Below are 13,092 nucleotides of genomic sequence, written 5' to 3'. Positions count from 1 at the left end.
TTGGTGAGCCAGCGTTGTCATTCAGGATAACGATCTTGAAATCGTCGTCTGGCATTGGGGATGGTGGGATGCCTGTTGCATCATAACCTCCAATAAATCGAATGGAACGAACCGTGTATTGCCCCGTACCTTCGACCAAGAAATTGTCTGCGATCTTCTGGCGATCTTGGAGATTTGACGAAGTATAGGACGCCCACGGTTCCTCTGGCGTCGTTTGACTATAGATCACTGCCGCGTGGGCCGGCGACGGCCAACCGCCGACGGCAAGTAGCACTGTCGCGTACAAACTTAGAAACCGCATGGATGGTTCCTCGGGCGAATGCCCTGGTTGGGGGATCCGCGATCGTAAGGGACGAGAAAACAGCAAACCCCATTCTAACCGCGGGGCGAGGAACACGACCACTGTTTGGGGAATCTGCCGTTGGAGACATGGAAGGCTGCTTTGGTATGGGAGGGACCAAGCGAAGCGGGCGAAGTTCTCGCAATTTCATTTGCTATTGCAGTACACCAATAGCGCGAACCACGCTGCGCCCTCGCGTGTCGTTGGCTGCACCATGCGTATCACCGGTATCGAGCCTGTTCTGCTGCTGGAAATCCCATTTCTCAATGCCGGACGTGGAGCTGGTGGGTATTACCGCGACCGGCTGCCGGTGCACCTTGGGTACGTCGACACTCTGCCCCAGGGGACTTCGGCCCTGATCGTGACCGCCGACCTGCAAGGCCGCGAGACGTTCGATACGTCGGCCGGTAGTCCCCTGCGACTGCTCGGCGAGGTGCTACCTCGCTGGCTCGTGGAGCAGGTGCTGTGCGCTCTCACACTACCAGCTGGAGAGATCGGAGTGCTCCTGGCGGGCGACTTCTACACCGTGCCGGCGCTCGACAAACGAGGCGGATCAGGCGACGTGACGTCGGTCTGGCAAGCATTCGCGGATGAGTTCGACTGGGTTGTTGGAGTCTCCGGGAATCACGATCTGTTTGGCGACGCGGCCGATCGTCCCCGGCTTGCCAGCGGCATGCACTTTCTCGATGGCGACATCGTTCAGCTAGGCGATCGTCGCATCGCAGGATTGAGCGGCATCACCGGCAACCCCCGGCGACCGTGGCGGCGCGACGAGCAGGCGTATCTCGATGCGCTGGAGCTACTGCTCTGCGACGCTCCCGAGATACTTCTTTTGCACGACGGACCCGGCATCGCCGAGCATGGCCTGGCTGGTTCGCACCGCATCCGTCACACGCTTGAGCAAGCAGACCCGCTGCTGATTGTGCGAGGCCATGCTCACTGGGACGTTCCGCTAGCCGAATTGACGAACACAACGCAAGTGCTGAACGTCGATGCGCGAGTCGTCGTGCTCCTCGAGTCCCCGCGCTAACAAGCTCGATCCCCCTCAGCTCGCAAAACCAGTCGCCCCCGCGGGCTATAGTCGGGGGTCGACCGGTTCGCTCTCTAAGGCGAGCACGCCGAAGACGCACTCGTGCACCCGATGCAACGGCTCGCGGCGGGCGAATCGTTCGAGGGCTTCGACTCCCAGCGCGAATTCGCGCAAGGCGAGCGAACGCTTGGTGCCCAACCCTCGTTTCCGCAAGCGGTCGAGGTTGGCCGGCTCGGTGTAGTCGGGACCGTAGATGATCCTCAGGTACTCGCGGCCGCGGCACTTGAGGGCCGGCTGCAGCAGTCCCTTCTTCCCTTTCGCAATGAAGTCGAGCGGCTTGACCACCATCCCTTCGCCCCCTTGCGCGGTAAGCTTGAGCCACCACCCGATGGCGTCGTCCACCGCTTGGGGATCGGTCACGTCGACCGTACGGTACTGCGTGGCCAGCAGCACCGCGGGATCGTGCCGACAGATCTCGGCCAGCGTTTGCATGTGCCACTGGTGATCGCGCTGCACGTGCACGCGGGCTTCGGTCGCTAGCAAGTGAAACGGAGCCAGCTTGTAATCGTCGAGCGAAGCGACCGGCCAGCAGTACTGACGATACGCGTCGACGAACTGGTGGGCACTTTGCTCGCGACGCGCAAAACGCTCGGCAAGCCCCGCGGCTAACTCGGCTTCGTCGCCAGCGAGTCGGGCGGTGGTTGCAGTCAGCGCAGCCTGAACTGCTGGCAGCGCGGCCGTGGCCGATGCTCCCACCGCTGCGTACTGCGTGCGCAGCAGCTCCTGAGCCTTGGCCGACCAAGGCATCAACTCGCAGTCCAGCACCGCCCAGTCGGTGTTCAGCTCGTCCCAGAAGCCAGCCGAGTCCATCGCGCTCCGCAAACGCTCGAGCAGCGCGGCTTCGAGCTGGGTGTCGCTGAAGAACCGCCGCCCGGTGCGGGTGACGATCACGCCGGCTTCCTCCAGCACGCCAAAACGTTTGGCGGCCACCTGCGAGTCGCGGCAAATCACCACCACCGCCCGCGAGCCCATGTGCTTCTCTTCGCACACCACGGTCGGCACGCCTTGGTTGCGATAATAGGCAAACGCTTGCTCGGGGTGTTCGAGGTAACCTGGCAGCAAACTGGTTTCCGATGGCGACATCGTCGGCGGCAAGTAAACGAGCCACTTCGGATTGGCCGCGAACCGGCTCATTACTTCGAGCGCAGCGGTGCCATTCTCCTCGCGGATCGTCACGTTGTGTCGCAGCCGAGTCGAGACGATTCGCTTGCCAGTAACGTCGGCCAGATCGAGCAGGTCGTCGCGCTCCGCAGCGGTTGGGTTTTCCGGCGCGGGTTGCTGGTCGCCGAGAAACGGCCGGGCGGGCTCGCAGTAGGTGTGCTTCGCCGCGACCGACACGGTTTCGAGCTCGGGGTAGCGCAGCGCGGTTAGCGCTCCGCCGAACACGCAGCCAGTGTCGATGTTGACCGTTTTGTTCAGCCAGTCGGGCTCCGGAACCGGCGTGTGGCCGTACACCACCATCGCGTCGCCGCGGTAGTCGGCCGCCCACTGGTACCGCACCGGCAGGCCAAACTCGTCGGTCTCGCCGGTGGTTTCGCCGTACAGGGCGAACTCGCGCACCCGCCCAGAGCCGCGGCCCTGCATCGATTGCTTCATGCCCGCGTGGGCGACCACCACCTTGCCCTCGTCGAGCACGTAGTGACTCACCAGTCGGTCGAGGAAGTCAGCCAGCTCTTGTTCGAACGTGCCGCGCACTGCCGCATCGATTGCTTGCAGCTCGGCCATGGTCTCGGCCAGCCCGTGCGTGAGCTGCACGTTCTTGCCGCGGAGTTTGCGAAGCAGCTTCACGTCGTGGTTGCCTGGTACGCAGAGCGCGGATCCCTCGTGCATCATGTTGCGGACCAGACTCACCGTGTCGAGCACGCGCGGACCACGATCGACCAGGTCGCCGACGAACACCGCCTGGCGACCCTCGGGATGCGTGTAGCACAGCGATCCCCAGCCGGGGCCTGGTTCACGGACCGGTTGCGACTGGTAGCCGAGTTGCGCGAGCAGTTGTTCCAACTCGTCGCAGCAGCCATGCACGTCGCCGATGAAGTCGAACGGGCCACGCACGTCGCGCTTATCGTTCCACAGCGGCACTCGCTCGATGGTTACCTCGTCGATCTCTGCAGGCGAGCGGAGCACGATCACATGGCGGAATCCTTCGCGGCGAAGGTGCTTAAGCGACTTGCGAAGCTGCGAACGCTGCTGCCGAATCACATGCTCGCCGAAATGGCGATCGCTCCGCTGATTGTTGCGCTCGCGGCAAATCTCTTCGCGGACGTCGAGTACGATGGCCACCGGCAACACATGATGCTCCCGGGCAAGCTTCACCAGCGGCTGACGGGCCTCGCGCTGCACGTTGGTCGCGTCGACCACGGTCAACCGCCCCGCGGCCAGTCGCTTGCCGGCAATGTAATGCAGCACGTCAAACGCATCGGTCGTCGCGGCTTGATCGTTCGGGTCGTCGCTCACCAGCCCGCGACAATAGTCGCTCGAGAGCACCTCGGTCGGCAAAAAATGCCGCTGCGCAAAGGTGCTCTTCCCCGAACCACTAGGGCCGATAAGTACGACAAGGGACAAGTTTGGAATCTCAATCGCCACGACTAATTTCCATCTCCAATCTCCAAGGGGACCGAACTACTCGATTCCCCTCCCTCCCATTCAAAAATCGCCATCTGCGACGGGGCGCCGATCTCCGGTTCCGCTGGGCCGACTGGTAGGAAGCGTACTTGGTAGCCAAACCGCGTGGCGAGTTGGCGGGCCCACGTTTCGAATTCCTCGCGGGTCCACTCGAAGCGGTGGTCGCTGTGTCGCATCTGGCCGGCGGGCAGCGACTCCCACATTGTGTTGTACTCCCGGTTCGGCGTCGTGAGCACCACCGCCCGCGGTCGGGCGTGCTCGAACACTACTCGCTCCAGGGCGGCCAGTCGCGGTGGGTCGAGATGCTCGATCACTTCCACCAGCGCGGCCGCATCGAAGTTGGCCAGCCGCGCGTCGCGGTAGGTAAGCGCTCCATGAATCAAGCGGATGCGGTCTCGTTGCCGATCGGGCAAACGGTCGAGCTTCAGCCGCCGGTGAGCAATCTCCAGCGCGCGGACCGAGACGTCCATGCCGAGGATTTCGGTGAACTGCGAGTCGGCCAAGAGTTCGCGGAGCAGTTTGCCTTCGCCGCATCCCAGGTCGAGCACTCGCCGCGCGCCGGTGGAACGGATCGCCGCCAGCACCGCCCCGAGCCGCTGGTCGTGCAGGCTCAGCTCGCGCTCTTCAGCCGGAGTAATGGTCTCTGCCGATGGGGGTGTTTCAGTCAGGTCGTCGTCCGTCTCGGTGGCTTCTTCCTCCACCAAGCGGGCGAGCGCCTGGCGCACCAGGCTGTGCCGCTTGGTGAGGTAGCGGCGGGTAATGGTCGCTCGCTCGGGATGGTCGGCCAACCACGACTCTCCTTTGGTCAGCAGTTTGTCGACTTCGTCGCTGCCGATGTAGTAGTGCTTCTTGTTGTCGAACACGGGAATCAGTACGTACAGGTGCTGCAGCAACTTGGCCAGCGGAATCGTGTGCTGTAGCTCGATCGTGAAGTAGGGACCTTCGCCCCACTCGGGGAATTGCTCGTCGAGCGGATGTCGAGTCGCCTGAATCTCGTAGCCGAGCGGGGCGAACAGCTTCTCAATCAACTCCAGCGGCGAAGTCTGCGCAGTGCCTCGCACGGGGAGCACTTCAAGTCGGGCGGTGAGCGGAAGCGGGGTGTCAACGAGTTCCTCACGCTGCGGAGCCTTGCCCGACAAGGCCGAACGAAACACCTGTGCGATGGCGACGCTCATCAGCGACGAAGCGACGTAAGGACGATCGTTGACGTATTGATCGAGCAGGCCCCCTTTCCAGTTCCCCCGCCCGCGGACGAGTTCCACCGGATCGATGTCGAGCAGCAAGCAGGCGGTGCAGCATTCCGTGGAGGCTTCGGGATAGAACACGTGGGCTTTGCCGACTGCCAGCTCGAAGGTTTGGCAGCGGTCGGGATGCTTCTGCAGCAGAAAGCCCAGGTCGGTCGCCGGGGCGTGAGTCGTCGAAATCGTCAGCAGCATCGAGGGTCGTCATCCGTTGTCATGCGAGTCGTCCATTTGGTGGGAGCGGCCATCTAGCAGAAAGCTACCAAGGAGGGGGGGCGAGTCCCCACCGCTTCCTGTAAGGGAGAGGCCATGCGATGGATAGAGGTTCACCAGAAAAAAGGAGGCAAAATCGGTTTCCCGCGTTAGCAGCAGGTAGAGTCGCTCCGAGGTGGCCAAAAATAAGTCTTGCATCTCTGGTGCAACTTGTTCTAATTAGGTTAATGAACAAATGTTCATTTGTGTTGTGTCGTGGTCGTCCGCTGTCGAGTGGATGATCGATGAGGTACTCGGTTTGCCTTGGGGGCAAAACAAAGGGAGACATATTGGTGTTATTCGACGTAAACAGTGTTGTATCAATGGCTTGTAAATGGCTAGATGACAGGTGCGATATGAATAGTGCCCCCACCAATCGATTTTCGGGGCTTTTGGAGTGGGGGCACAATCAAGGGCTAGGAGGCCAGGACACAAGATGATCAGCCGACGATTCACCGGGTATCGGAGATTGTCGCGAACGGGGAGGCTTGGAGCGATTGGAGTGATTGCATTGCGTGAAGCAAAGGTGCCGGTGTGCGAGCGATCTGCAGATCCTCCGGGCTGACCTATTCTTTTTTGTAGGTACTGAATTTAGGGGGACTGGAGGCTGTTACATGCCGGGGGCAATGGATAAATCGAATCACTTTCAAGGCATCAGCTCGCTGTGGTCGCGGTGCGGGTTCGTACTTGCTGCGCTACTGCTGGTGGCCGTGGTGAAGTGGCTTACCCTTGAAGCGTCCATCCATACATCGGACTCTGACGGGGCGCTCATTAGTCTCGCTGGCCAACAAGGGATGCTTAGCCAACGCTTAGGCAAAGCGGCGGTCGGTTTGAGCCTGGCGAATGAGCAAAATGCCACGAACGACTGGGACTACTGGAACAAGGTGTTGTCGAGCGTGCTCGAAGAGTTTGAGCACGGCCATCTCGCGGTTCGCGATCTCAAGTCATCGGCCGGCCTGGCTGGTACCCACAGTCCCGAAGTCGCTGCCAAGCTGCGGGCGATGCAACCGAGTTACAATGCAATCACCACGTTCATTGACGATTTGCTGGCGAATGCCAAGACGGCTGCCACGGATGGTTCGACCCTTCGCATCGACAATCGGGAGATGCAGCGATTGCTCGCGCTCACCGATGAGTATTTGGAATTGATGAACGAAACCGTATTTCAATTGGCCGACGAGAGCCGGGCGAAGGTGATTGCGACTCGCGATCTTTCTCGCTGGGGCATGGTGGCGACACTAATTCTGATTTGTTTGGAAGCGATCTTGGTGCTCGCGCCGGCGATCACCCGGCTTCGCCAAGAGCACGAAGAGTTGCTGGAAGCATACGGAACAATTGAAGACGAGCGAGCCCGAGCGATCGAGCTGAACGACTCGCTGGTTGCTTCCTGGACGATGAACGAATCGATTTTCCAAACCGCTGCGGATGCGATCATTGTGATCGACAGCAGCGGGCGGGTAAAGCGCGCGAACGAAGCGGCCGCATCGATGTTCCAGGTCGATCGCGATCACCTTATTGGTTCGCAACTCAGTCACTACGTACAGCTTGATAGCGAAGAGCTGTTCCGGCTCTGTCAGGATCAATCGGTTGGGTCGCAGAGTACCAATCTGTTAATCTCGAACCAGCTTGTGAATGGGTATCGTGGCACCAAGGCGTTCCCTGTGGAGCTTTCGGTATCGAGCGCTTACGTGAATGGTCGGCGAATTTACACTGGTATTCTACGCGACGTGAGCCAACGGACCGAGATGGAAAGCCAGTTGCAGCAAGCGCGTAAGATGGAAGCCATCGGCGTACTGTCGGCTGGCATCGCCCATGAGATCAACACGCCGATTCAGTTTATCGCGACCAACTTGGAGTTCGTCAAGGAGCGATTCGCCGACGCTGCTGCGCAGGAAAAAGAGGAGCAGTGGTCGGACGGCTCGTCGCACGAACAGACGTTGCATTTCGATTCGGATTGCCAGGATCTGGTGACCGAGATTAGCGACGCACTCCAGGACTGCGAATCGGGCCTCGATCGGGTGATTGAAGTCGTCCAGGCGATGAAGGAGTTTTCGCATAAAGAAGCTGCAGAAACCGAATTGGTGGATATCAATCGCTGCCTGCGAAACGCAGCGATCATCACCCGCAATCACACGAAGCATCTTGCCGAAATCGATTTTTCGCTAGGCGAGTCGTGCGATGTGTTTGGCTTAAATACTCCCCTGTACCAAGCGTTTGTGAACCTGATTATCAACGCGGCCGACGCTATCGAGGAACTCAATGGCGATAATGGCCAGAAGGGTAGGATTGCGATAAGCACGCGTCGCGACGAGCAAGGGGTCGAGGTTCGCATCTCGGATACCGGTTGCGGGATGACCACCGAGGTGGCTGCGCGAGCGTTCGAGCCATTCTTTACGACCAAAGGCGTCGGGCGCGGCAGCGGACAAGGCCTGGCAATCACCTATCGGTCGATTGTTAATTTGCATGGCGGACGGATTTCGATCGAGAGCGAACCAGGATCCGGCACTACGTTCCGTTTGCTGATTCCGTACGAAGCGGTCCGGCACGAAGATGAACCGACCGCGCCGCCAGCTACTGGCGAGCTGGCTCAGAGCGTGTAGTAGAACACCGCAGCAAAGTGAAACGCGGTGCCCGCGATCACAAACAAATGCCAGATCGCGTGATGGTATGGCAACTGCCGCCAGAGAAAAAACACCACCCCAATGGTGTAGGCCACGCCACCCAGGCCAATCAGCACGAGTGCCTGTATTGGTAACACGTGTATGATCGAGCCGGTTGCCAACACCGCCGACCAGCCCATCGCCAGATAAATGCCGACTCGTATGGCGGTGGAATGCAGTTTCTCTGCCAGCTCGCCATAGATGCCGAGCAAGGCAATCACCCACACGAACGCCAGCAGCGACCAGCCCACGACCGTCCGCATATTCGCCAGGATAAAAGGAGTGTAGCTCCCGGCAATCAACAGAAAAATCGCCGCCTGATCGTAGCGACGACCGCGCTGCTTCGCAGCATGCAAACGCTCAGGCACTGCGTGATAAACCGTCGAAGCCAGATATAACAAAACCATCGACAGACCGAACACCGCGCTACCAATGAGCTGCCAGGAATTGCCTTGATGGAATGCCAGGAGAAGCAGTTGAATCATGCCAACTACCGCAACGAGAGTAGCCGCACCATGCGTTATCCAATTGGCAACCTCCTCCTGCGGAAGGTAGTGTCGCCGCTGGGTAAAGCGTGTGATCATCGGAGTCGGTCCGGCGTGGCAAATCTCAAAGAGCAAAGTGCCTGGAGTGTACCACAGAAGTCGCAAGGTGGTTAGGCGACCAACAAAGGTTGCAACTACCGATAAATTCGGCGAGAATCGTATTAACCGAAGCCATTGAATTCCCTTTTCTATCCTCCTCGCAGCACGTCTCGTTTATGTCTCCTCGTCGGATTACATTCCTGCCTACGAAGGCCACGTTCAAGCTTGGCGAGCGGCTTGGCATGGGAACCGTGGGAGTCGTGTACCAGGCGACGAGTCCCGACATCGACGAGCCCGTTGCGCTGAAGTTGCTGCACCCGAACGTGTCGGGCGACGAGAACATCGTGAATCGCTTTGAACGCGAGATCATGATCATGGAGCGGCTGAATCATCCGCACATCGTCAAGCATTACGGCGGCGGCATCATGGATGGGCAGCACTTCTACGCGATGCAATTGCTCGATCATGGTTCGCTGAAAGATCGCTTGCAGGAACAAGGTCCCCTGCCCTGGCCGCAGGTAGCGGTCTATACCATTCAAATCGCCTCGGCATTGCAGCACGCCCACAACCATGGCATCGTGCATCGCGACCTGAAGCCAAGCAATCTGTTCTTCGACGAAAAAGGTAACCTGGTACTCGGCGACTTCGGTATCGCCCGCGATACCCACTCGGCCGAGTTCACCGACCATGGCATGACCGTCGGCACGTACGCGTACATGGCGCCCGAGCAGATCACCGCCGACTCGCACCTTGGCCCGAAAGCCGATCTCTATTCGCTCGGCTGCGTGATGTACGAGATGCTCACCGGCAGCCCTCCTTTCAAGGGTGCCAACTTCGCTCAGGTGTGGGAGCAGCATTTGAATCGCGATCCCGAACCGCTTGCGAAGCATGGGGTCGACTGCCCTGAATGGCTTGAGTCGCTAGTGCGCCAGTTGCTCGAAAAGGTGCCGCACGATCGCCCCTTCAGCGCGCGGACCGTACAAGGCTATTTGCATCAGCATCTGGTCGAAGAGTTTGGCGAAGAGGAAGCCAAGGAGCTGCTGACCAACCTCCCTTCGATCAGCAATACCGCTCCGATCCGCGAGCAGCCGAGAACCTGGGTGTTGTGGCTCGCGCTGGCCGCGATCGTCGCCGTCTGCACGATCGCTGTGCTTCGCGGGTCATGAGAGTTGGGAGACTCGCACCATCATGAAACTTCCCCGCTTTCGCGTTCGGGCGCTGTTGGTGACGACCACCATCGCCGCCGTGCTGGTCGCATGCCTGGCCCCCTGGCTGCGAGAAGTCGATTGGTTGCACGCCCTGCAAGCGGTCCCGCTGCGCATCGCCTGCATTCTGGTGGGATGTATTCCCTATGGTCTCGGCACGCTCTGGAAGAAGCAGTGGGGTACCGCTCCGCCGAAACCAGAAGAGGTGCGATTTGTGGTTCGGCGAAGACTCTGGCAGTTCATTAATGTCTTTAGTCTAGTCTGCCTGCTAGTGATGGCTGCCTACGTTTTGCACTGGGACCTGGCACCAAGGGTTAACTCTCTAATAACTGGTCGTGTCTCTCAGAAGATTGCATGCCTGTTATGGGTAAACGTTGGATTCATGGTGCCGATGGTGATTGATGCATTTCGAAACAGCTTGAAGGAGCTACAGCTTACCGATGAGGGGGTCGTTTCTTTTCCACGAATTTGGCGATGGAAGGAGCTTGGTGGATGGCATTGGTTAGATCGTAAGCGGGGGGTCTTCACACTGACTTGGAAGGGATCCGTCGCGGGAAATGGAACTCACCAAGTAGCCCCCGAGCAGGTAGACGCGTTGGATGCGTTCTTGCGAGGCTATCTACAGCCGGAATTATGGTGGTCTTCCAGCCCACAAGACGAGTCGACTGTCGAAGCCACATCGCCAACGCACACTACTCCGCAGGAGCCTGAAGCTGGATGCGAGTTGGTTGATCGCGATCACAAGTGAGGGTGCCATTCTCCGGGTGCAGTTCTACGACTTGAATCACTGTGCGGCGCTGGGCGGGGGTGTCCTCGCCCTTCCGCGGGCCCTGCCGGCCGGGGTGGGTGAAGTAAAACAGATACGCCCGGTCGCCTTGCACCACCACGTCGGGGTGTTGCCCAGCGACACGGTCCTCGTCGCCGAGGCCAGGTTGCTGCAACAAGTTGTGAGGCTGGCGCTGCCAGCTAAGCAGGTCGTCGGAGCGATAGAGCGCGAGCCCTTGCCAGACGTCGGTGATCATCCAGTAGGCGTCGTCGAAGCGAAACACCGTGGGGCCCTCGCCCGACTGATCGCCAACCGCCTTGCCCTGATCGCGCCAGGTGAAAAGGTCGTCGCTATCCGCGTAGTAAATCGACTTACGATCGACCTCGTTGTTGTACCACATCCGCCAGCCTCCGGAGGGGAGCGGGTAGACACACGCGTCGATCACCCGCTGCGAAGAGAGCACGATCGGCCCATGCGATTTCCAATGCACCAGGTCGTCGCTGGTCAGGTGCACGATGGCTCGCGGATGCCGCCAGTCGTCGAACACACCCGGAACGACGGTAAGGAACATATGGAACTGGTCGCCAGCGGCAATCACTTCGGGCGCCCAGAAGGTGGGCTCGCCATCGACTCCCGGGCCAGTGGCTTGGATGTCGCCGACGCGTTGCCAACTGGCTCCTCCGTCGCGCGATTCGGCGATGCTGATGGGAGTGCCGTGCACCCAGGAGACCCCGCGGAGGTTGGGACGATTGGCCCGGCGGTTGGTGAAGAACATCCACCAGCTCTGGCGGTCGGGGTTCCAAATCACTACGGGATCGGCCGCTCCATCGTACACCGGATCGACGTACAGCGGTTTCTCGGCGATGCGGCCGAGGTGCGCATCGCTGGAAGGCTTGCCAGTGACGAGCAGCAACCTCGACCCGTGTGGCGGAGTCGGGATCGAAAGCGTTTCGGCGACCTTACCAAGGTCCTGCCGAGTCCAGAGATCGCGGACCTCGACGCCGGGCGCGAGGCCGAGCCATTTGGGGTCGAGGCGATCGTCGAAGCTCTCGTTATCGTCGGCGATGTTGAACACCGCCAGGTATTTGCCACCAGCGGCAACATGGTCGGGTGCGTCGCTCACCCAGAGGATGCGCGACGCGTCGCGCCATACTTGTTGCGGCCGCGAGCCATGCTGATTCACCGCGAGCACTTCGGGGTTCGTGATCAAATCGATCGTCTCCTGATCGCTGGTCGGCAGGTCGCCGCCAAACATCAACGGCGAGCGGGCGATCGCCCAGGCTGTGATCAACGTCTGCTGTTCCTCGGGCGTGAACCGCGTGGTGCGTTCGCCTCCGCGTTCTCCGCGAATCGCCAGGCGGCCGAGCGGAAGCATGTCGCCATCGGGCCAGTGCCCTTCGCTGCGATAGGGTGTCCAGAGCTGGAGCTGCCGGAACTGCCGGCGGAGGGCCGGCCAGTCGTCCCAGAAGTCGTTCGACACCCGCCAGAGATTCGCGTGGTCGTGAATGTGCGAAGCGTGGTCGAGTGGAGTCGGGCCGGGCGAGGTGCTCAGCACGATCGACCGCCCGCAACGATCGATTGCGGTGCGAAGCATCTCGATTTCGTCCGCGTGGTAGTTCTTCTCACCAGGCTGGGCGTAGGGATTGTTGAGGTCGTCGACCTTCACGTAGTCGACTCCCCACGAGGCGTACAACTTGAACATCGAGTCGAAGTACGCCTGCCCGGCGGGCGACTTCCGTACGCCGCGCATGTCGCGCAGCCAGTTGGCCCCTTGGTCGGTCACTGGAACGTCGCGAGTGGTGAATTGACTGTCGGCGATCGGATAGCCTTCTGCCGGGGCGCCGAGGGCCGGATCGATGGCCGCTTTGGGCAGGCCTCGCATCAAGTGAATGCCAAACTTCAACCCGAGCGAGTGAACGTAGTCGGCCAGCGGTTTGAATCCAGCCCCATCTTGCGACGAAGGGAAGCGATTGGGAGCAGGAATGAACCGCCCATGCTCATCGAGCGTGAACACGGGATCGGTTTGGTTGTAGGGGCGAGTCGCGGGGTTCTGCACGGTCCAACGAATGTCGACTACGACGTATTGCCAGCCATGTTGCTTCAGGTGCTCGGCCATGAACTCGGCGTTGCTACGCACCTCGGCTTCGGTGACCGACGAGCCATAGCAGTCCCAGCTATTCCACCCCATCGGCGGAGTGGCCGCCCACGAGGCAAAGTCGTCGTCCGCCTGTAGGTTGGCCGACAAGGCGAAGATTACGAGCAAACACGGAAGGAGTTTTCGCATGGAGGAGTACCGCCGATTGAGGATAGAAAACCTGCCCCAAGTCTT

Annotated in this window: 8 protein-coding genes; 4 read left to right on the top strand and 4 right to left on the bottom strand. The window is 60.2% G+C overall.

From position 1 onward, the window contains the following. Positions 1 to 554: 554 nt before the first annotated feature. Positions 555 to 1,370, top strand: coding sequence for a metallophosphoesterase family protein (locus tag Pan181_RS24615; protein ID WP_145251459.1), 816 nt, complete (start codon positions 555 to 557; stop codon positions 1,368 to 1,370). A 45-nt stretch (positions 1,371 to 1,415) separates the two neighbouring features. Here Pan181_RS24615 and Pan181_RS24610 read toward each other — a convergent pair whose 3' ends face one another. Together Pan181_RS24610 and Pan181_RS24605 are read right to left on the bottom strand one after the other, a co-directional pair. Further along, positions 1,416 to 4,016, bottom strand: coding sequence for a polynucleotide kinase-phosphatase (locus Pan181_RS24610; protein ID WP_145251457.1), 2,601 nt, complete (start codon positions 4,014 to 4,016; stop codon positions 1,416 to 1,418). Positions 4,017 to 4,018: 2 nt separating this feature from the next. Beyond that, entirely contained in the window at positions 4,019 to 5,491 is a 1,473-nt protein-coding gene (locus Pan181_RS24605) for a 3' terminal RNA ribose 2'-O-methyltransferase Hen1 (protein WP_145251455.1), read from the bottom strand. 683 nt (positions 5,492 to 6,174) lie between these two features. Between Pan181_RS24605 and Pan181_RS24600 the strand changes: the two genes are divergently transcribed. After that, positions 6,175 to 8,148 (top strand): ATP-binding protein, encoded by a 1,974-nt coding sequence (locus tag Pan181_RS24600; RefSeq protein WP_197528677.1) that lies wholly within the window; start codon positions 6,175 to 6,177, stop codon positions 8,146 to 8,148. Here Pan181_RS24600 and trhA read toward each other — a convergent pair. Beyond that, positions 8,136 to 8,792: a PAQR family membrane homeostasis protein TrhA gene (trhA, locus tag Pan181_RS24595; RefSeq protein ID WP_145251451.1), complete on the bottom strand. Its 657-nt coding sequence runs from the start codon at positions 8,790 to 8,792 to the stop codon at positions 8,136 to 8,138. The two genes, Pan181_RS24600 and trhA, sit on opposite strands and share 13 nt — an antisense overlap. 176 nt (positions 8,793 to 8,968) lie before the next feature. Here trhA and Pan181_RS24590 point away from each other — a divergent pair, with 176 nt between their 5' ends. After that, positions 8,969 to 9,958 carry a serine/threonine protein kinase gene (locus Pan181_RS24590; RefSeq protein WP_145251449.1) on the top strand — a complete coding sequence of 330 codons (990 nt, stop codon included), beginning with the start codon at positions 8,969 to 8,971 and terminating at the stop codon, positions 9,956 to 9,958. 22 nt (positions 9,959 to 9,980) lie between these two features. Then, positions 9,981 to 10,745: a hypothetical protein gene (locus tag Pan181_RS24585; RefSeq protein WP_145251447.1), complete on the top strand. Its 765-nt coding sequence runs from the start codon at positions 9,981 to 9,983 to the stop codon at positions 10,743 to 10,745. On the opposite strand, the gene Pan181_RS24580 is transcribed toward Pan181_RS24585, so the two are convergent. Continuing rightward, on the bottom strand, positions 10,690 to 13,047 hold the full coding sequence (locus Pan181_RS24580) for a family 43 glycosylhydrolase (RefSeq protein WP_197528676.1): 2,358 nt from the start codon (positions 13,045 to 13,047) through the stop codon (positions 10,690 to 10,692). The genes Pan181_RS24585 and Pan181_RS24580 overlap by 56 nt on opposite strands. Positions 13,048 to 13,092: the final 45 nt, after the last annotated feature.

Origin of the sequence: Aeoliella mucimassa (assembly GCF_007748035.1) — a bacterium.
GTDB classification, from domain to species: Bacteria; Planctomycetota; Planctomycetia; order Pirellulales; family Lacipirellulaceae; genus Aeoliella; species Aeoliella mucimassa.
Note: the sequence above shows the minus strand (reverse complement) of the source record. Positions and strands in the feature narration are given on the sequence as shown.